Here is an 18,443-nt window from a genome sequence, read left to right on the forward strand (position 1 = left end):
AATGGTTGGTGTGCGTCAGGCGGTTGTCGCGGTCGACGTAGACCAGCGTCGGCTTGAACTGCGCCAGCTCGGCCTCGCCGAGCTGCGCGTAGGCGCAGATGATCACCAGGTCGCCCGGCTGCGCGCGGTGCGCGGCGGCGCCGTTGACGGTGATCGAGCCCGAGCCTTCCTCGGCGCGGATCGCATAGGTCACGAAGCGGTGGCCGCTGTTGACGTTGTAGACGTGCACCTGCTCGTACTCGCGGATGCCGGAGACGTCCAGCAGCAGCCCGTCGATGGCGATCGAGCCTTCGTAGTGCAGTTCCGCCTGGGTGACGGTGGCGCGGTGGATCTTGGCCTTGAGCATGTTCAACTGCATGGACGCTACCTCGGCATCGCCGGCGGCCGGGCGCCGGAAACGCGATTATACGGGAAAGGACCGCATTTGCCGCGGCGCAGCAACTACAGGCCGTCGAACGGCAGGTTGTCGATCAGGCGGGTGGCGCCCAGCCGCGCGGCGATCAGGGCGATCAGGCCGGCACTCTCGCCGGCGGCGGGCTCGGCGAGATCCTCGGCGCGGCGGATCACGGCGTAGTCCGGCGTGAAGCCGGCGTGTTCGAGGCGCTTCAGCGCCGCCGCCTCGACCACCTCGCGCGGATGGCCGGCGCGCAGCGCGGCGCGCATCCACGCCAGCGTGGCGTGGATCGCCGGCGCGCGCGCGCGTTCCTCGGCGCCGAGGTACTGGTTGCGCGAACTCATCGCCAGGCCGTCCGGCTCGCGCATGGTCGGCCCCGGCACGATCTGCACCGGCAAGGCGAGGTCGCGCACCAGCGCCTTCACCACCAAGAGCTGCTGCCAGTCCTTCTGGCCGAACACGGCGACGTCCGGCTGCACCAGATTCAGCAGCTTGGTGACGACGGTGGCGACGCCGTCGAAATGGCCGGGGCGATGCGCGCCTTCCAGCACGGCGGTCACCCCCGGCACGTGCACCGTCACCGTGCGCTCGGGCCCCGACGGGTAGATGGTCGCGACATCGGGCGCGAACAGCAGGTCGCAGCCGTGCGCGGCCAGGCCGGCCTGGTCCTGCGCCAGCGTGCGCGGGTAGCGCGCATAGTCCTCGTTGGGGCCGAACTGCGTGGGGTTGACGAACACGCTCGCCACCACGCGCTCGGCGCGGCTGCGCGCGATGCGCAGCAGCGAATAATGGCCGTCGTGCAGGTTGCCCATGGTCGGCACGAAGCCGACCGCCTGGCCCTGGCTGCGCCAGGCGCGGATCGCGGCGCGCAGCGCGGCGGCGTCGGTGACGGTCTGCATCAGGACTGGTAGCTGTGCTCGGGACCGGGAAAGCGCCCGGCGCGCACGTCCTCGGCGAACGCCGCCAGCGCCGCCTGGATGGAGTCGCGGCCGGCGAGGAAATCCTTGCTGAAACGCGGCCGCCTGCCCGGCGTCAGACCGAGCAGGTCGTAGGTCACCAGCACCTGGCCGTCGCAGTCGGGACCGGCGCCGATGCCGATGGTGGGGATCGCCAGCTCGCGCGTGATGCGCGCGGCCAGCGGCGCCGGCACGTATTCCAGCACCAGCAGTTCGGCGCCGGCGGCGGCGACCGCGTGCGCGTCGGCGACCAGCTTCTCGGCGGCGTCCTGCTGCTTGCCCTGCAGGCGGTAGCCGCCCAGCTTGTGCACCGACTGCGGCGTCAGGCCGAGGTGCGCGCACACCGGCACGTCGTGCGCCGCGAGCGCGGCGATCACCTCGCACGCCCAGCCGGCGCCTTCCAGCTTGACCATCGCCGCGCCGCCTTCCGCCATCAGCCGGCCGGCGGAGGCCAGCGCGGTGGCGGGATCGCGGTAGCTCATGAACGGCATGTCGGCGATCAGCAGCGTCGCGCGCACGCCGCGCGCCGACGCCGCGGTGTGGTAGATCATCTGGTCGAGCGTCACCGACAGCGTGCTGGCGTGGCCCTGCACGACCATGCCCAGCGAATCGCCGACCAGGGCGATGTCGATGCCGGCCGCCTCGAGCTGCGCCGCCATGCTGGCGTCGTAGCAGGTGAGCGCGGTGATGCGCTCGCCGCGCGCCTTCATCGCGCGCAGGCCGGGCACGGTGACCGGCTTGCGTTCCGCGGCCTGGCTGGGTTGCACGTACACGGCGGCTCCTCGACGGATGCAGGCGAGCGGCGGATTATCGGCGGCGCCCGCGGCGCCGCTCAAGCATCGTCCAGCGGCACGCAGCCGCCGGCGTCGACACGCGCCAGCAGCGCGTCGACGCGCCCTTGCCCCGGCACATGGAGGTCGGGAGCGAGATCCGCAAGCGGGCGCAGCACGAAGGCGCGCTCGGCGAGGCGCGGGTGCGGCAGCTGCAGATCGTCCTCGGCCAGCACGCGGTCGCCGTACAGCAGCAGGTCGAGGTCGAGCGTGCGCGGGCCCCAGCGCGGGCCGCCGCGGTCGCGGCCGAAGCTGCGCTCCACCTCCAGCAGCGCCCGCAACAGCGTCCGCGGCGTCAGCTCCGTCTCCAGCTCGGCCACGGCGTTGACGAAGGCCGGCTGCTCGGCGAGGCCCCACGGCGGCGTCAGGTACAGCGGCGAGCGCCGCAGCAGGCGGGTATGCGGCAGGTACGCGAGCGCCGCGCAGCCGCGCAGCACCTGCGCGCGCGGATCGTCGAGGTTGCTGCCGAGCGCGACGTAGGCGCGGGCCACGCGTCAGTCCGCGGCGTCGCCGCCGGTCGTCGCCGGCGCGGCGCGCTTGCGCCGCCGGCGGCGCCTCTTCTTCGCCGCCGCGGACGCGGCGTCGGCCTCGCCGTGCGCCGTCGCGACGGGTTCGGCCTGCTGCGCCTGCGCCAGCGATTGCACGATCTGCTCGTGCGTCGCGCCCTGTGCCCAGGTCCACCATTCGCCGACCTGGCGCTGGTAGTCGGACTCGGCGGCGCGCAGCAGCAGGAAGTCGTAGGCGGCGCGGAAACGCGGATGCGTCAGCAAGCGGAACACGCGCTTGCGCGCGAACTGCTCGAAGCGCGGCTGCAGCGCCCAGATCTCCTCCATCACCTGCGCGAAGCGGCGCGGGATCGCCACGCGCGCCGACTGCTCGGCGACCACGCGGTGCGCGGCGCGCTGCCAGGCCAGGGTCGGCTCGACGCCGGCGGCGATCTCCGCCTCGGCGGCGTCGCGCACCTCGCCCCACAGCAGCACGGCGAACAGGAACGCCGGCGTCACCGGCTTGTCCTCGCGCACGCGCGCATCGGTGCTGGCGAGGCCGGCCTCGATCAGGCCGCGCACCGAGCGCCCGGCGTCGCGCGCCAGCACGCGCGCGGTGACGGGAAACAGGTGCTGCAGCAGGCCGTAGCGCTCCAGTTCGCGGAAGCCCTGCACGCCGTGGCCGGCGAGGAACAGCTTCAGCGTCTCGTCGAACAGCCGCGCCGGCGGCGCTTCGCCGAGCAGGTGACCGAGCCCCGCGAACGGCTCCGCCGCGCTGGGATGGATGCGGAAACCGAGCTTGGCGGCGAGACGCACGGCGCGCAGCATGCGCACCGGATCCTCGCGGTAGCGCTGCTCCGGATCGCCGATCAGGTGCAGCACGCGGTCGTGCAGGTCGTCGATGCCGCCGACGTAGTCGAGCACGCTGTAGTCGGCGATGTCGTAGTACAGCGCGTTGACGCGGAAGTCGCGGCGCAGCGCGTCCTCCTCGATCGTGCCCCAGACGTTGTCGCGGACGATGCGGCCGTCGACGATGTGGCGGTCGCCGCCCTCCTCGCCGTCGCCGGTGCCGCGGAAGGTGGCGACCTCGACGATCTCCGGGCCGAAGATCACGTGGGCCAGGCGGAAGCGGCGGCCGATCAGCCGGCAGTTGCGGAACAGCTTCTTGACCTGTTCCGGCGTGGCGTCGGTGGCGACGTCGAAATCCTTGGGATGGCCGCCCAGCAGCAGGTCGCGCACGGCGCCGCCGACCAGGCAGGCGCGGTGTCCGGCCTCGTGCAGGCGGTACAGCACGCGCAGCGCGCCCTGGCTGATGTCCTTGCGTGAAAGGGTGTGCTGGTCGCGCGGAATCACGCGCAGCGCGACCGGCGCATTCGTCCTGGGCTCTGAACTCAAGGCCTCTTTCCCATGGCGGCGGGGTGCGGCCGGGGCGTTGCCCGGCGTATCGATTCGGATATACTAGCGCGCCTTCGCCGCACCGCGCTCCCTTCGTCTAGCGGTCTAGGACACCGCCCTCTCAAGGCGGGAACACGAGTTCGAGTCTCGTAGGGAGCGCCACTTTCCCCTCGCGGCGTGTCGTTGCCGGGCCTGCGCTGCGCACATGACCTTCGTCGTCGTCGACAACTGCATCAAGTGCAAGTACACCGACTGCGTCGAGGTCTGTCCCGTCGACGCCTTCCACGAAGGCCCGAACTTCCTCGCGATCGACCCCGACGAGTGCATCGACTGCACCCTGTGCGAGCCGGAGTGCCCGGCGAACGCGATCTTCCCCGAGGACGACGTCCCGGCGGGGCAGGAGCAGTTCGTCGCGTTGAACGCGGAGCTGGCCAAGGCCTGGCCGGTGATCACCGAGCGCAAGGAACCGCCGGCCGACGCCAAGGACTGGGACGGCAAGCCGAACAAGCTGCCGCTGCTGCAGCGCTGAATCCTCCCGCACGGCGCAACCTCGGACGGGCGTCGGCCCGCCACGCGCCGCCGCCGCGGCCGTAGCACAACCGGCGCAGGCCCGCCCTGCCGCGCTTCCGCCGCATCGGGCCGCGGCCGGAGCCGCTTCCGCGAATGCGACGGAGGCCGCGTCCGCGGTTCAGCCCAGCCGCGCTTTCAGGGCGGCCAGCACCTGCTGCACCGCATTCCGCTCGCCTTCCAGCTGCACCTTGCTGCCGCCGGCTTCGGCGCTGACCGTCACGCTGACGGTGCCGCTGACGGTTTCTTTCTTCTTGCGCGAGAACAGCCGGCGGAAGAAGCCGCCCTGCTTCTCGTGCACGACCGTGGTCTGCACCGCCACCTGGTAGCTGTGCGCGGCGTCGTCGCGCGCGGTGACGGTGCCGACGCCGGAGCGCTCCAGCGCCATGCCGACGCGACGGTAGGCGTTGTCGACGTCGTCGGCCAGGGCCAGGCTGTCGCCGGCGACCGCGCCCGGCGGCGTGCCGGCGGCGGCGGGCGCGGCGGCGGCATCGCCGGCCGGCGGCACCACCAGCTGCGCGCTGGTCGGCGGCGTGTCGAGATCGGGCGGCACCTCCAGCGGGCGCTCCTCGACCGCGCGCTCCCACGCGTTGTCCTTGGGGTGGAACAGGCTGCAGCCGGACAGCAGCAGCGCGCCGAAGGCGGTGGCGACGAGCAGTTTCTTCATCGAGGAAAGGTTCCGTTGCGAATTCATGCGGCGGTTGCCAGCGGGACGAGCCGGCCGAGCGCCTCGCGCAGGCGCGTGCGCGCCGGGCCGGGCGCGAGTTCGATCAGCGGCAGTCGCAGACCCGCGCCGCACAGGCCGAGTTCCGCCAGCCCGGCCTTGACCGGAATCGGGTTGGGGGCGCAGTTCAGCGCTGCGATCAGCGGCGCCAGTTCGGCGGCATGGCGCGCCAGCGCCTCGCGGTCACCGCCGCGGCCGGCGTCGCACAGCGCGCGGAACGTGCGCGGCACCAGGTTGTTCACCACCGAGACCACGCCCGCCGCGCCGGCCTCGAGCGCCGCCGCGGCCGTGCCGTCGTCGCCGGACAGGAACGCGAAGTCCGCGCGCGCCAGCGCGGCGACGTCGCGGATGCGCCCGGCGTCGGCGCACGCTTCCTTGACGCCGACGATCGACGGATGGTCGCGCAGCGCGGCCAGCGTCTCCGGCAGCAGGTCGCAGCCGGTGCGCGCGGGCACGTTGTAGACGATCACCGGCAGGCCGCCCTGGTCGGCGACTTCGAGGAAGTGCCGGCGCAGGCCTTCCTGGGTAGGGCGCACGTAATAGGGCGTCACCACCAGCGCGGCGTCCGCGCCGAGCTCGCGCGCGCGACGCGTCAAGCGCACCGTCTTGCGCGTGCTGGCCTCGCCGGTGCCGGCGATCACCGGCACGCGACGCGCGACGTGCCGCACCGCGAAGGCCAGCAGGGTTTCGTATTCCTCGTGCTCGAGGCCGTGCGCCTCGCCGGTGGAGCCGGCCACGACCACCGCCTCGGTGCCGCCCGCGATCTGGTAGTCGAGCAGGCGTGCGTAGCCGTCGAGGTCGAGCGCGCCGTCCTGCCGGTACGGCGTGGCGAGGGCGCAGATGCTGCCGCGGATGTTCAAGGCGGATTCCGGCGTTCCGAATGGGGCGATGTTACTTGCGGCTTCCCGGCACGGGCAAGTAAGCTGGCGGCGCGGGCGCGCGTCGCGCCCGGCCAGGGATCGTCCACACGCAGGTCGCATCGCCTTGAATCGCCCCACCTCGCGTCCCGGCAACGAAAACCACCTGCTGATCCAGACGCTGTCGCCCGCCGCACGCTCGCCGTTGCTGGCGCTGGTCAAGCGCATCGCCGACTGCGGCTGCAACCTGGTCGACGCGCGCGTGTCCACCGTCGGCTCCGACGTCTCGGTGATGCTGCTGGCGCAGGGTTCGTGGGACGCGGTGGCCAAGCTCGAGACCAGCCTCGGCAAGCTCGCCCGCGACGACGAGCTGCAGGTCACCCACTACCGCACCACGCCGCGCAGCGCGCAGAGCCATCTGCTGCCCTACGTGGTCGAGGTGATCGCCGGCGACAAGGCCGGCGTGCTGGTGGAGATCATCGAGTTCTTCACCCATCGCGGCATCAGCGTCGAGCAGCTCACCTCGATGCGCTATCGCGCGATGCAGACCGGCGCCGACATGTTCTCTGCGCAGATCACCGTCGGCATCCCGTCCGATACGCACATCGCCGCGCTGCGCGACGATTTCCTCGAACTGTGCGATGGCCTCAACCTCGACGCCATCATGGACCCGATGAAGTACTGACGATGGTCGCGATCGGCAAACCCGTTCCGAAGCTGAAGGGCGCCACCGGCGACGGCGGCACGCTGGCGCTGGCCGATCTGGCCGGCCGCTGGGTGGTCGTGTACTTCTACCCCAAGGACAACACGCCCGGCTGCACGCGCGAGGCGCAGGACTTCCGCGACCTCTACCCCGAATTCAGGAAGCGCAAGGCCGAGGTGGTCGGCGTCTCGCGCGATTCGGTGAAATCGCACGACGGCTTCGCCTGCAAGCACGAGCTGCCGTTTCCGCTGGTGTCCGACGCCGACGAAACCTGGTGCAAGGCCTTCGACGTGATCCGCGAGAAGGTGCTGTACGGCAAGCGTCACATGGGCGTGGTGCGCAGCACCTTCCTGATCGATCCCGACGGCAAGCTGGCCCGCGAATGGCGCAACGTCAAAGTGCCCGAGCACGCCCAGGCCGTACTGGACGCCATTCCGCGCAAGTGAACGACCGCACCCGACCACGCTGCCCCGGACGCGACGGCCGTCGCGCGCCGGCGGCGCCGCTTTCGCCTTTCCACCCGCACGAGGCCCCGACCGCATGACCCGCGGCAAGCGCATCTACGTCCTCGACACCAACGTGCTGCTGCACGACCCGACCTCGCTGTTCCGCTTCGAGGAGCACGACGTCCTGATCCCGATGACCGTGCTGGAGGAACTCGACGAGAAGAAGAAGGGTGGTTCGGAAACCGCGCGCAACGCGCGCCAGGTCAGCCGCTTCCTCAACGAACTGATCGAACGCGGCAACGGCCACGGCATCAAGGAGGGCCTGCCGCTGGCGTCGCCCGAGGGCATCCGCCTGCGCAAGGGCGGCGCGGAGGGGCGCCTGTATTTCCAGGCGCGCACCGGCGCCGGCCACGGCAAGGCCGACAACCAGATCATCGACGCCGTGCTGGAACTGCGCGAGCAGCAGCCCAAGGCGTCGATCGCCCTGGTGTCGAAGGACATCAACCTGCGCATCAAGGCGACCATCTACGGCATCGACGCCGAGGACTACGAGAACGACCGCGCGCTGGACGACTTCTCGCTGCTCTACACCGGCCACGCGGCGCTGCCCGAGGATTTCTGGGACCGCCACCCCGAGCTGCGCTCGTGGTCGGAGCGCGGCCACACCTACTACGAGGTCGAGACCGGCAAGGACGAGACGTGGTTCCCGCACCAGTGCCTGTACCTGCCCGGCGAGAACAGCGTCGAACTGCGCGTGCTCGAAGTGCGCGACGGCAAGGCGCGGCTGGTGCTGATGGACGACTACGCTGGCAGCGCGCGCACCGTCTGGGGCATCGCCGCGCGCAACCGCGAGCAGAACTTCGCGCTGAACGTGCTGATGGATCCCGACGTCGACTTCGTCACCCTGCTCGGCACCGCCGGCACCGGCAAGACGCTGCTGACGCTGGCCGCCGGCCTGGCGCAGACCATGGACCAGCAACGCTACCGCGAGATCATCATGACCCGCGCCACGGTGTCGGTCGGCGAGGACATAGGCTTCCTGCCCGGCACCGAGGAGGAAAAGATGACGCCGTGGATGGGCGCGCTGACCGACAACCTCGAGGTGCTGGCCAACCCCGAGGAAGGCGGCACCTGGGGCCGCGCCGTCACCAACGACCTGCTCGCCTCGCGCATCAAGATCCGCTCGATGAACTTCATGCGCGGGCGCACCTTCCTCGGCCGCTACCTGATCATCGACGAGGCGCAGAACCTGACGCCCAAGCAGATGAAGACGCTGATCACGCGCGCCGGCCCCGGCACCAAGATCGTCTGCCTCGGCAACGTCGAGCAGATCGACACCCCCTACCTCACCGAGACCACCTCCGGCCTGACCTACGCGGTGGACCGCTTCAAGCAATGGCAACACTCGGCGCACATCACCCTGCGCCGCGGCGAGCGCTCGCGGCTGGCGGACTTCGCTTCGGAGGCGCTGTGAGGCGAGAAGCGGCGCCGGCGGTGGCGCTGACCATCGCCGGCTCCGACTGCGGCGGCGGCGCCGGCATCCAGGCCGACCTCAAGGCCTTCCGCGCGCGCGGCGTGCACGGCACCAGCGCGATCGCCGCGATCACCGCGCAGAACACGCGCGGGGTGAGCGCGGTGCACACGGTGCCGCTGGCGCACCTGCGCGCGCAGATCGACGCGGTGTTCGACGACTTCCCGGTCGCCGCGGTCAAGACCGGCATGCTCGCCCGCGCCGCGGCCGTACGCCTGGTCGCGCGCGAGCTGCGCCGGCGGCGTCCGCCGTGGACGGTGGTCGACCCGGTGATGATCGCCACCAGCGGCGCGCGCCTGCTCGATCCGGCCGCGCTGGACGCGCTGGTCGGCGAACTGATCCCGCTGGCCGACGTGCTGACGCCCAACCTGCCCGAAGCCGAGGCGCTGACCGGCATCGCCATCCGCACGCGCCGCGACGCCGACGCCGCCGCGCAGGCGCTGCGCGCGATGGGCGCGCGCGCGGTGCTGCTGAAGGGCGGCCACGCGCGTGGCACCGAGGTAGTCGACCGCTACTACGACGCGCGCGGCGTGCTGGAGATCGTGCACCCGCGGCTCAGGGTGGAAGGCCACGGCACCGGCTGCACGCTGGCCTCCGCGCTCGCCGCCGAACTGGCCAAGGGCGCGGCGCCGCGCGGCGCGGCGCGGCGCGCCATCGCCTACGTGCACAAGGCCCTGGCCGCCGGCTACCGGCCGGGCGGCGGCGATGTGGTCGTGCTGCGCCACTGAGCCCTTGCCGAACCCGCCTCGAACACACGGATCGCCTCATGGGGCTTCGGTTGCCCCCCCCCTCGAAAGCTTCGGGTAGGATCGCGCGAGGGGTGAGTTCACAAGGGAGGTGACTATGAAGGCGTTATTCGTCTCGCTGCCGTTGCTTCTTGGCCTGGCCGCCACCGCGGCCCACGCGCAGCAAGCGCAATCGCTCGGATCGCTGCGCACGACCGGACCGGACCTGCAGCGCACCGTCAGCGTCTCCGATGATGGTTCCATCACGGCCACCATCAACGATGGCGGCCTGGTATCCACCCTGGACGTCGATCTTCGCGGGAACATCGTGCAGATCACGAAACGGAACCCGTGGGGCATCGACAGCGCACTCGTCGACCTCGACAGCGCCCGCAAGCTGCTGCGCGATCACCCGACGATGGCCAGCGCAGGCGAGCAAGCACTCGCGTATGCCAGCAGTCTGGGCGCCTCGCACAACAAGACGGAAAGCCGCATCGTTCCGACGGCCGCCGGCGCCGCCGGCTGTCAGAGCGAATTGGATGTGCTGCTAGCCGCGGCGGACCGCGTGGTCTATGCCTGCGCCAACGGTGGCGGTTTCGCCTGCACCATTGCGTCCATCCAGTACGCGCGGGCGAAGGACGCTTACAACGCCTGCGTCTCGGCCCAGCCCAAGTAAGGGATGATCGTCGCAAGTACGAAACGCCGCGGCCGGCGCCGGCCGCGGCGCTCGCGTCAAACCTCGACGGATGCTTACGCGGCGCTCTTGCGGGCCGCGCGCACCCGCTCGACCAGCGCGTCGGCGAAGCTGTCGGTGCTGCCCTTGCCGCCGAGGTCGGGGGTGACGCGGTCGCGCGCTTCCAGCGTGTCGTGGATGGCGCGGCGCACGATGCGGCCCTGCTCGACCAGGTCGAGGTGGTCCAGCATGTCGGCCGCTGCCAGCAGCAGCGCGCAGGGGTTGGCGACGCCCTTGCCGGCGATGTCCGGCGCGGAGCCGTGCACCGCCTCGAAGATCGCCGCCTCGGTGCCGATGTTGGCGCCCGGTGCCAGGCCGAGGCCGCCGACCAGGCCCGCGCACAGGTCGGAGATGATGTCGCCGAACAGGTTGGTGGTGACGATCACGTCGAACTGGTGCGGGTTCATCACCAGCTGCATGCAGGTGTTGTCGACGATCAGCTCGTTGCACTCGATCTCGGGATAGTCCTTGGCCACCTCGCGCGCCACCTTCAGGAACAGGCCGGAGGTGGTCTTCATGATGTTGGCCTTGTGCACCACGCTGACCTTCCTGCGGCCCTTGCGGCGCGCCATCTCGAAGGCGTAGCGCACGATGCGCTCGGAGCCGCGGCGGGTGACGCGGATCAGCGACTGCGCGGTCTCGCCGTCCTCGGACACGCTCTGGCCCTCGGCCAGGTACGCGCCCTCGGTGTTCTCGCGCACGGTGATGATGTCGATGTTCTCGTAGCGCGCCTTGGTGCCGGGGAAGGTGATCGCCGGCCGCACGTTGGCGTACAGGTCGAAACGCTTGCGCAGCTCGACGTTCAGCGAGCTGAAGCCGCCGCCGATCGGCGTGGTCAGCGGCCCCTTCAGGGCGACGCGGTGGCGCGCGATCGCGTCCAGCGTCGCCTGCGGCAGCAGTTCGCCCTGCTTCTCCAGCGCGGCCATGCCGGCTTCGACGAATTCGTAGGCCAGCCCGCAGTCGAGCGCGTCCAGCACGCGCAGGGTGGCGTTCATGATCTCGGGACCGATGCCGTCGCCCCGGATCACGGCGATGTGCTTGCTCATGGAGGGTTGCGCTCCTGCTCTGGCCGCGGGCGCGCCGACAGGCGCCCGTACAGACGCGGAATTATCGCCCGCCGGCGCCCCGCCGGACAAGGCGCGGCGCCGCGGCGGCGGCCGGCCCCGGGTCGCGGAACGCGCATGCCGGCTGCGGCAGGACGCCGCAGCGGCATGACCGGGCCTCAGCCGGCGGCTTCCGCGCCGCCCTCGAGCTGGTCGAGGAAGTCCACGGCGCGGCGCAGGTGCGGGATCACGATCGAGCCGCCGACCACCAGGCCCACCTGGAACACCTCGAAGAACTCGTCGCGGCTGACGCCGGCCTCGCGGCACTGCGCGACGTGGTAGCTGACGCAGTCGTCGCAGCGCAGCACCAGCGAGGCCACCAGGCCGAGCATCTCCTTGGTCTTCACGTCGAGCGCGCCGTCCTTGTAGGTCTGCGTGTCGAGCGCGAAGAAGCGCCGCACCACCTGGTTGTCCTGCTCCAGGATGCGCTCGTTCATGCGCTTGCGGAATTCGGTGAACTGCTTGACGCGGTCGTTCATCGCACGCCCTCCGCCAGCATCTCGGCCAGGCGGCCGCTGCGCTCGGCGGCGACCAGGTCGGTGTAGCCGCCGACGTGATGGCCGTTGACGAAGATCTGCGGCACGGTGCGCTGGCCGGCGGCGCGCGCCAGCATCTCCTCGCGGCGCGCCGGGTCGGCGTCGACGCGGATCTCCTGCCAGGACAGGCCGCGCGCCTTCAGCAGGTTCTTGGCCGCCACGCAGTAGCCGCACACGGCCGTGGTGTACATCTCGATGGTGGGCATGGAGACTCCGGCGACGTCTCGCCGCGGGCGCGGCGAGACACGGCGCCCATGATGGGGGCGGCCCCGGCCGTCGCCAAGGGGCGCGGCGGAACCGCCGCCGAATCGCGCGCTTGCGCGCGGTGGCCGGGGAACCGGCGCTGCGCTATGGTGGTCCAATCCGCACGTCCCCCTCGATCCGTCCGATGCAGCCTCGCGCCTGGCTTCCCGCCCTCCTCGCCGCCGCGCTCAGCTTCGCCGCCGGCGCGCAGGACAACGTGCGCCTGCCGGACATGGGCAGCTCCGCCGGCGCCCTGCTGTCGCCGCAGGAAGCCGACGCCTACGGCGCCAGCATGCTGCACCAGATGCGCGCGCTGAACATGGTGGTGGACGATCCGCTGCTCGACGCCTACATCAACGCGCTGGGCTACCGGCTGGTCGCCGCCAGCGCCGAGCCCAAGCAGAAGTTCACCTTCTTCGTCGTCAAGGACAACGAGATCAACGCGTTCGCCGCGCCGGGCGGCTACATCGGCGTCAACGCCGGCCTGATCACCACCACCGCCGACGAAAGCGAACTCGCCAGCGTGATCGCCCACGAGATCGGCCACATCACGCAGAACCACCTGGCGCGCGCCTTCGAAGCCTCGCGCAAGGCCACGCCGCTGATGGCGCTGGCGCTGCTCGGCGCGATCCTCGCCGGCGCGCACAGCAACGGCGATGCGCCGATCGGCATCCTCGCCACCGGCCAGGGCCTGCTGCTGCAGCAGCAGATCAACTTCACCCGCGCCGACGAGGCCGAGGCCGACCGCGTCGGCATCCAGACCCTCGCCCGCGCCGGCTTCGATCCCGAAGCGATGGCGGATTTCTTCGGCCGCATGCTGGCCGCACTGCGGCCCGGCGGCGGCGAAGGCGACGTGCCGGAGCTGCTGCGCACGCACCCGGTGACCACCTCGCGCATCAGCGACGCCAAGGCGCGCGCCCACGTGATCGAGGAGCAGACGCACCCCGGCGCGCCGCGGCTGGCCGCCGGCGACACGCGCTGGGAGGACCAGCTGATTCCGCTGCCCTACGTGCACGACCGCGACAGCCTGCTGGCGCCGCGCGGCGGCGCCCGGCCCGCCGCCGGCGCCAGCTTCTACGCGCTGATGCGCGAGCGCGTGCGCGTGCTCGCCGCCGGCGACCCGCGCGCGCTGGCCGTCTACTACGCGCAGAACCTCGACCGCACCCCCGGTTTCGACACCGTTGCCAACCGCTACGGCTACGCGCTGGCGCTGAGCCGCAGCGACCGCGGCGCCAAGGCCGCTGAGACGCTGCGGCCGCTGCTGCAGCAGGACCCCGACAACCTGCCGCTGCGTCTGGCCATGGCCGACGCCGAGGCCAACGCCGGGCGCCGCGACGCCGCGCTGGCGCAGTACGCCGACATGGCCGCCGATTCGCCGGACAATCCGGCGATCGCCCTGCCCTACGCCCGCGCCCTGCTCGCCGACGGCAAGCCGGAGCCGGCGCGCAAAGCCGCCGCGCTGCTGAAGCCGCTGCTCGACGACTCCGAGGACCCCAACCTGTACTCGACCTACGGCCGCGCCTGCGACGTGGCCGGCGACGTCGACCGCGCCGCCGAAGCCTACGCCGACGCCACCTACCTGTCGGGCCATCCAGAGGACGCCCTGGCCCAGCTCAGGCGCCTGGCCGCCAAGCCCAGCCTCGACTACTACACCCGCGCCCGCGTCGACGCGCGCATCGCCGAACTGACCCCGATCGTGCTCGAGCTGCGCCGCCGCGGCATGCGCCCCGACGGCGACGACCAGGGCCGGCTCACCCTGCGCGGCGGCTGAGCCGGGACATGCCGCGGCGTGTCATGGCGGCGTAATATTGGGCCGCTGCAATAAAGGCGTCACAGGGAAACCAGGCGGTGGCGCGTGCAGAAACGCATCCTGATCGTCGAAGACGAGGCCTCGATCCGCGACATGGTCGCCTTTGCCCTGCGCAAGGCGGGCATGGAGCCGGTGCACGCCGCCGACGCCCGCGCGGCGCAGCACGCCATCGCCGAGAAGGTGCCCGACCTGATCCTGCTCGACTGGATGCTGCCCGGCACCAGCGGCCTGGAGCTGGCGCGCCGTCTGCGCAAGGAAGAGCTCACCCGCGACGTGCCGATCATCATGCTGACCGCGCGCGGCGAGGAAACCGACCGCGTCAGCGGCCTGGAAGCCGGCGTCGACGACTACGTGGTCAAGCCGTTCTCGACGCGCGAGCTGCTGGCGCGCATCAAGGCGGTGCTGCGGCGCAGCCACGGCGACGACGGCAGCGGCATGGTCGAGATCGGCGGTCTGCGCATCGACGGCCCCGCGCACCGCGTGTTCGCCGGCGACGAGCCGGTGACGATCGGCCCCACCGAGTACCGCCTGCTGTACTTCTTCGCCACCCACCCGGAGCGCGTGTACACGCGCGCGCAACTGCTCGACCATGTCTGGGGCGGCAGCGTGTACGTCGAGGAGCGCACCGTCGACGTGCACATCCGCCGCCTGCGCAAGACCCTCGAGCCGCACCGGCTCGACGGCCTGGTGCAGACGGTGCGCGGCGCCGGCTACCGTTTCTCGGCGAGTTACTGAATCCCGGCATGCCCGCCCGCCGCACGACCGTGCTGGCCCTCGCCCTCGCGGCGGCGCTGGCGCTGGCGTGGGGCATCGGCCGGGCGCTCGGCCACCCGGCCGCCGCGGTGGCGCTGACCGCCACGGCGGCGCTGGCGTGGACGTTGCGGCGGCTTGCCCATGAGGAAGAAACGAACATGACCGCCAGCGCACGCGTCGCGGCCGAACTGACCCACGAACGCACGCGGCTGTCGCGCGCGCGCCGCCTCGCCGCGCAGATGCGCGCGCTGCGCAGCGCCGCCGGCGCGCTGCCCGACGGCGTCGTGCTGCTCGACGCGAACGGCCGCGTGCGCTGGTTCAATCGCGCCGCCGAACGCCTGCTCGGCCTCGCCCATCCGAACGACCGCGGCGTCGACCTCGTCGATCGCCTCGGCGCCGGGCCGATCGGCCCCTGGTTGCGCCAGGCGCACGACTCGCCGTTGAACGAGGTGCCGGCGCCCGGCGATCCCGACGTGCAGGTCAGCCTGGCGCGCATCCCGCTGCCCGGCGGCGAGCGGCTGCTGATGGTGCGCGACATCAGCGCGCTGACCCGCCTCGAGCAGATCCGCCGCGACTTCGTCGCCAACGTCTCCCACGAACTGCGCACGCCGCTGACGGTGATCCACGGCTACCTGGAGCTGCTGGAACCGGAGGACGTGCCGGCGCTGGCGCCGGTGCTGGCGGAGATGCGCACGCAGTCGAAGCGCATGGGCCAGATCGTCGAGGACCTGCTGACGCTGTCGCGGCTGGAAACGCAGGAGCGCCTGCCCGAGGAACGCGTGGCGATGGCGCCGCTGCTGGCCACGCTGCGCAGGGAGGCCGAGGCGCTCAGCCAGGGCCGCCACCGGATCGGCGTGGAGAGCGCCGACGACGCCGACCTGCGCGGTTCGCCCAAGGACCTGCACAGCGCGTTCTCCAACCTGGTCAGCAACGCGGTGCGCTACACGCCCACCGGCGGGCGCATCGCCATCCGCTGGTCGCGCACGTCGGACGGTGCCGTCTTCGCCGTCAGCGACACCGGCTACGGCATCCCCGCGCAGCACATCCCGCGCCTGACCGAGCGCTTCTACCGCGTGTCCTCCAGCCGCTCGCGCGAGACCGGCGGCACCGGCCTCGGCCTGTCGATCGTCAAGCACGTGCTGGCGCTGCACGACGCGCGTCTGGAGATCGCCAGCGAGCCCGGCAAGGGCTCGACCTTCGCCTGCGTGTTCGGCGCCGAGCGCGTGCTGGAACCCGGCGTCGAAGACGGCTGACGGCCGCCGGCTTGCGCCCCGCCGCGGGCGCGGCCATGCTGCCCGGACCCGCGGAACACGGACATGACCCAGGCGCCCGACCTCTCCACCCCCGAGCTGTACCTGAACCGCGAGCTGGCCGCGCTGGAATTCAACTTCCGCGTGCTGGCGCAGGCCCGCGATCCCGCCGTGCCGCTGCTCGAGCGCGTGCGCTACCTGTGCATCTCCACCACCAACCTCGACGAGTTCTTCGAGGTGCGCGTGGCGATCCTCAAGCAGCACGTCACCTTCGGCGATGCGCGTCCGGGCCCCGACGGCCTGCCGCCGACGGAAGTGCTGGCGCGCATCCGCGAGCGCGCGCTGGAACTGGTGCAGGCGCAGTACGCGCTGTGGAGCCGCGAACTGCAGCCGGCGCTGGCCGCCGAGGGCATCCGCTTCCTCGCCCGCGACAAGTGGACGGTCAAGCAGAAGCGCTGGCTGCAGGGCTACTTCCAGAACGAGATCCTGCCGGTGCTGTCGCCGCTCGGCCTCGACCCGGCGCACCCGTTCCCGCGCATCCTCAACAAGAGCCTGAACATCGCCGTGGTGCTGGAAGGCCGCGACGCGTTCGGCCGCGAAGGCCACATCGCGCTGGTGCGCGCGCCGCGCTCGCTGCCGCGCATCATCCGCCTGCCGGCCGAGGTCGGCGAGGGCGGCTGCGACTTCGTGTTCCTGTCCGGCCTGCTCAACCATTTCGCCGACGAGATGTTCCCGGGCTTCCGCGTCAAGGGCGCCTACCAGTTCCGCGTCACCCGCAACAGCGAGCTGGTGGTCGAGGAGGAGGAGGTCGAGAACCTCGCCAGCGCGCTCAGCGAGGAGCTGGTCGGGCGCGGCTACGCGCGGCCGGTGCGGCTGGAGATCGCCGAGAACTGTCCGAAGGCGATCGCCGACATGCTGATGGCGAACTTCGAGCTGGAGGAGCAGGACATCTACCGCTGCGCCGGCCCGGTCAACATCAACCGCGTGATCGCCATCTACGACCAGCTCGACCGCCCCGACCTCAAGTACCCGAAGCTGACCCCGCGCATGCCGCCGGCGCTGGCGGCGGAGGGCGCCAGCGTGTTCGACGCCATCGCGCAGCGCGACATCCTGCTGCACCACCCCTACGAATCCTTCGGCGCGGTGGTCGAGATGCTGCGCCAGGCCAGCCAGGATCCCAACGTGCTGGCGATCAAGCAGACGCTGTACCGCGTCGGCCAGGACTCGCCGCTGGTCGGCTGCCTGGTCGATGCCGCGCGCGCCGGCAAGGACGTCACCGTGGTGGTGGAGCTGCGCGCGCGCTTCGACGAGGAGGCCAACATCAAGCTGGCCAACCGCCTGCAGGAAGCCGGCGTGCAGGTGGTGTACGGCGTGGTCGGCTACAAGACCCACGCCAAGATGCTGCTGGTGGTGCGCCGCGAAGGCGGCGCGCTGCGCCGCTATGCGCACCTCAGCACCGGCAACTACCACCAGATCACCTCGCGGCAGTACACCGACCTCGGCCTGATGACCGCGAACGCCGAGATCGCCGAGGACGTGCACAAGGTGTTCCAGCAGCTGTCCGGGCTCGGCCCGGTGATCAGGCTGAAGCGCCTGCTGCAGTCGCCGTTCACCCTGCACCGCGAGCTGATGGCGAAGATCGAGCGCGAGACGCGCCACGCGCTGGCCGGCAGGCCGGCGCGCATCATCGCCAAGATCAACGCGCTCAACGAGGCCAGCGTGGTCGAGGCGCTGTACCGCGCCTCGTGCGCCGGCGTCGAGATCGACCTGATCGTGCGCGGCGCCTGCACGCTGCGCCCGGGCCTGGCAGGGGTGTCCGAGCGCATCCGCGTGCGCTCGGTGGTCGGCCGCTTCCTCGAGCACAGCCGCGTGTACTGGTTCGCCAACGGCGGCGAACCCGAGCTCTACTGCGCCAGCGCCGACTGGATGGAGCGCAACCTGCTGCGCCGCATCGAGGTGTGCTTCCCGATCCTCGACGCGGAGCTGGCGCAGCGCGTCTACGACGAGGCGCTCGCCAACTACCTCGCCGACAACAGCCAGGCGTGGGCGCTGGACGCGGGCGGCCGCTATACGCGCATCGAGCCGGGCGAGGCGATGCCGCATTCCGCACAGCAGGCGCTGCTGGCCAAGCTGGCCGGCTGAGGCGGATCGCGCATGAACCGCAGCACCGACATCGCGAACGCTTCCGCCGCGGAGGCCGCGGAAACGGGCGCCGCCATCGCCGGCCTGCAAGACGGCGAACTGCTGGCCGCCGTCGACATCGGCTCCAACAGCTTCCACCTGGTGGTGGCGCGCTACCAGCACGGCGAGCCGCGCGTGATCGACCGCCTGCGCGACAGCGTGCGCCTCGCCGCCGGCCTGCGCGCCGACGGCACGCTGGACGCCGAGCACCGCGCGCGCGC

Annotated in this window: 20 protein-coding genes, 1 tRNA gene and 1 pseudogene; 12 read left to right on the plus strand and 10 right to left on the minus strand. The window is 71.7% G+C overall.

The features are described 5' to 3' along the window. From panD to pcnB, 5 genes are all read right to left on the minus strand, one after another. Window positions 1–358: aspartate 1-decarboxylase (panD, locus tag MBSD_RS14325; RefSeq protein ID WP_062537973.1), on the minus strand; the 358-nt coding region annotated here is incomplete at its 3' end. Between the two features lie 83 nt (window positions 359–441). Beyond that, window positions 442–1,293 (minus strand): pantoate--beta-alanine ligase, encoded by an 852-nt coding sequence (gene panC / locus MBSD_RS14330; RefSeq protein WP_082306693.1) that lies wholly within the window; start codon window positions 1,291–1,293, stop codon window positions 442–444. Then, window positions 1,293–2,123 (minus strand): 3-methyl-2-oxobutanoate hydroxymethyltransferase, encoded by an 831-nt coding sequence (panB, locus tag MBSD_RS14335; RefSeq protein WP_062537974.1) that lies wholly within the window; start codon window positions 2,121–2,123, stop codon window positions 1,293–1,295. The genes panC and panB overlap by 1 nt, the downstream gene beginning before the upstream one ends. Window positions 2,124–2,182: 59 nt before the next feature. Beyond that, window positions 2,183–2,671, minus strand: coding sequence for a 2-amino-4-hydroxy-6-hydroxymethyldihydropteridine diphosphokinase (gene folK, locus MBSD_RS14340; RefSeq protein ID WP_062537975.1), 489 nt, complete (start codon window positions 2,669–2,671; stop codon window positions 2,183–2,185). Between the two features lie 3 nt (window positions 2,672–2,674). Further along, window positions 2,675–4,060, minus strand: a complete 1,386-nt coding sequence (gene pcnB, locus MBSD_RS14345; protein WP_062537976.1) for a polynucleotide adenylyltransferase PcnB — start codon at window positions 4,058–4,060, stop codon at window positions 2,675–2,677. Window positions 4,061–4,146: 86 nt separating this feature from the next. On the opposite strand from pcnB, the gene MBSD_RS14350 reads away from it, so the two are divergent. Both MBSD_RS14350 and fdxA read left to right on the plus strand, forming a co-directional pair. Beyond that, window positions 4,147–4,222 (plus strand) — tRNA-Glu (locus tag MBSD_RS14350). 43 nt (window positions 4,223–4,265) lie between these two features. Then, complete coding sequence (fdxA, locus tag MBSD_RS14355; protein WP_062537977.1) at window positions 4,266–4,589, plus strand: ferredoxin FdxA; 324 nt, start codon at window positions 4,266–4,268, stop codon at window positions 4,587–4,589. 159 nt (window positions 4,590–4,748) lie between these two features. On the opposite strand, the gene MBSD_RS14360 is transcribed toward fdxA, so the two are convergent. Together MBSD_RS14360 and dapA are read right to left on the minus strand one after the other, a co-directional pair. After that, the gene (locus tag MBSD_RS14360) at window positions 4,749–5,294 is read right to left on the minus strand and encodes a hypothetical protein (protein WP_062537978.1); all 546 of its coding nucleotides are present in this window, start codon (window positions 5,292–5,294) and stop codon (window positions 4,749–4,751) included. A gap of 23 nt (window positions 5,295–5,317) precedes the next feature. Beyond that, on the minus strand, window positions 5,318–6,211 hold the full coding sequence (gene dapA, locus MBSD_RS14365) for a 4-hydroxy-tetrahydrodipicolinate synthase (protein ID WP_062537979.1): 894 nt from the start codon (window positions 6,209–6,211) through the stop codon (window positions 5,318–5,320). Window positions 6,212–6,374: 163 nt separating this feature from the next. Between dapA and MBSD_RS14370 the strand changes: the two genes are divergently transcribed. The 5 genes from MBSD_RS14370 (at window position 6,375) to MBSD_RS14390 (ending at window position 10,289) form a co-directional block, all read left to right on the plus strand. Beyond that, a complete protein-coding gene (locus MBSD_RS14370; RefSeq protein ID WP_062537992.1) occupies window positions 6,375–6,893 on the plus strand; it encodes a glycine cleavage system transcriptional repressor in 519 nt (172 codons plus the stop codon). A 2-nt stretch (window positions 6,894–6,895) separates the two neighbouring features. After that, window positions 6,896–7,357, plus strand: coding sequence for a peroxiredoxin (locus MBSD_RS14375; protein ID WP_062537980.1), 462 nt, complete (start codon window positions 6,896–6,898; stop codon window positions 7,355–7,357). A gap of 94 nt (window positions 7,358–7,451) precedes the next feature. Next, window positions 7,452–8,831 (plus strand): PhoH family protein, encoded by a 1,380-nt coding sequence (locus MBSD_RS14380; protein ID WP_062537981.1) that lies wholly within the window; start codon window positions 7,452–7,454, stop codon window positions 8,829–8,831. Continuing rightward, complete coding sequence (gene thiD / locus MBSD_RS14385; protein WP_062537982.1) at window positions 8,828–9,616, plus strand: bifunctional hydroxymethylpyrimidine kinase/phosphomethylpyrimidine kinase; 789 nt, start codon at window positions 8,828–8,830, stop codon at window positions 9,614–9,616. Before MBSD_RS14380 ends, thiD begins: the two co-directional genes overlap by 4 nt. Window positions 9,617–9,731: 115 nt before the next feature. Next, window positions 9,732–10,289, plus strand: coding sequence for a hypothetical protein (locus MBSD_RS14390; RefSeq protein ID WP_062537983.1), 558 nt, complete (start codon window positions 9,732–9,734; stop codon window positions 10,287–10,289). A gap of 74 nt (window positions 10,290–10,363) precedes the next feature. Here the strand turns inward: MBSD_RS14390 and MBSD_RS14395 are convergent, their stop codons facing one another. The 3 genes from MBSD_RS14395 to grxC all read right to left on the minus strand — a co-directional run bounded on the left by MBSD_RS14395 (window position 10,364) and on the right by grxC (window position 12,191). After that, a complete protein-coding gene (locus MBSD_RS14395) occupies window positions 10,364–11,392 on the minus strand; it encodes an isocitrate dehydrogenase (RefSeq protein WP_062537984.1) in 1,029 nt (342 codons plus the stop codon). 176 nt (window positions 11,393–11,568) lie between these two features. Then, window positions 11,569–11,928 (minus strand): carboxymuconolactone decarboxylase family protein, encoded by a 360-nt coding sequence (locus tag MBSD_RS14400; protein ID WP_062537985.1) that lies wholly within the window; start codon window positions 11,926–11,928, stop codon window positions 11,569–11,571. Further along, complete coding sequence (gene grxC / locus MBSD_RS14405; RefSeq protein WP_062537986.1) at window positions 11,925–12,191, minus strand: glutaredoxin 3; 267 nt, start codon at window positions 12,189–12,191, stop codon at window positions 11,925–11,927. Before grxC ends, MBSD_RS14400 begins: the two co-directional genes overlap by 4 nt. A 182-nt stretch (window positions 12,192–12,373) precedes the next feature. Here grxC and MBSD_RS14410 point away from each other — a divergent pair, with 182 nt between their 5' ends. The 5 genes and pseudogenes from MBSD_RS14410 to MBSD_RS14430 form a co-directional block, all read left to right on the plus strand. Next, complete coding sequence (locus tag MBSD_RS14410; protein ID WP_062537987.1) at window positions 12,374–13,999, plus strand: M48 family metalloprotease; 1,626 nt, start codon at window positions 12,374–12,376, stop codon at window positions 13,997–13,999. An 84-nt stretch (window positions 14,000–14,083) separates the two neighbouring features. Further along, the gene (gene phoB / locus MBSD_RS14415; protein ID WP_062537988.1) at window positions 14,084–14,773 is read left to right on the plus strand and encodes a phosphate regulon transcriptional regulator PhoB; all 690 of its coding nucleotides are present in this window, start codon (window positions 14,084–14,086) and stop codon (window positions 14,771–14,773) included. 8 nt (window positions 14,774–14,781) lie between these two features. Then, window positions 14,782–16,044, plus strand: a complete 1,263-nt coding sequence (gene phoR, locus MBSD_RS14420) for a phosphate regulon sensor histidine kinase PhoR (RefSeq protein WP_062537989.1) — start codon at window positions 14,782–14,784, stop codon at window positions 16,042–16,044. A 63-nt stretch (window positions 16,045–16,107) separates the two neighbouring features. Then, window positions 16,108–18,183, plus strand: a complete 2,076-nt coding sequence (gene ppk1 / locus MBSD_RS14425) for a polyphosphate kinase 1 (RefSeq protein WP_062537990.1) — start codon at window positions 16,108–16,110, stop codon at window positions 18,181–18,183. 12 nt (window positions 18,184–18,195) lie between these two features. Further along, window positions 18,196–18,443 (plus strand): annotated as a pseudogene (locus tag MBSD_RS14430) (hypothetical protein); the annotation flags it as partial.

The sequence above is a fragment of the Mizugakiibacter sediminis genome, assembly GCF_000953855.2.
Classification (GTDB): domain Bacteria; phylum Pseudomonadota; class Gammaproteobacteria; order Xanthomonadales; family Rhodanobacteraceae; genus Mizugakiibacter; species Mizugakiibacter sediminis.

Coding starts and splice junctions, on each gene's coding strand:
- panC (WP_082306693.1), bottom strand. CDS start 1,293: ATGCAGACCGTCACCGACGCCGCCGCGCTGCGCGCCGCGATCCGCGCC.
- fdxA (WP_062537977.1), top strand. CDS start 4,266: ATGACCTTCGTCGTCGTCGACAACTGCATCAAGTGCAAGTACACCGAC.
- MBSD_RS14360 (WP_062537978.1), bottom strand. CDS start 5,294: ATGAAGAAACTGCTCGTCGCCACCGCCTTCGGCGCGCTGCTGCTGTCC.
- MBSD_RS14375 (WP_062537980.1), top strand. CDS start 6,896: ATGGTCGCGATCGGCAAACCCGTTCCGAAGCTGAAGGGCGCCACCGGC.
- MBSD_RS14380 (WP_062537981.1), top strand. CDS start 7,452: ATGACCCGCGGCAAGCGCATCTACGTCCTCGACACCAACGTGCTGCTG.
- MBSD_RS14390 (WP_062537983.1), top strand. CDS start 9,732: ATGAAGGCGTTATTCGTCTCGCTGCCGTTGCTTCTTGGCCTGGCCGCC.
- MBSD_RS14395 (WP_062537984.1), bottom strand. CDS start 11,392: ATGAGCAAGCACATCGCCGTGATCCGGGGCGACGGCATCGGTCCCGAG.
- MBSD_RS14400 (WP_062537985.1), bottom strand. CDS start 11,928: ATGAACGACCGCGTCAAGCAGTTCACCGAATTCCGCAAGCGCATGAAC.
- grxC (WP_062537986.1), bottom strand. CDS start 12,191: ATGCCCACCATCGAGATGTACACCACGGCCGTGTGCGGCTACTGCGTG.
- MBSD_RS14410 (WP_062537987.1), top strand. CDS start 12,374: ATGCAGCCTCGCGCCTGGCTTCCCGCCCTCCTCGCCGCCGCGCTCAGC.
- phoR (WP_062537989.1), top strand. CDS start 14,782: ATGCCCGCCCGCCGCACGACCGTGCTGGCCCTCGCCCTCGCGGCGGCG.
- ppk1 (WP_062537990.1), top strand. CDS start 16,108: ATGACCCAGGCGCCCGACCTCTCCACCCCCGAGCTGTACCTGAACCGC.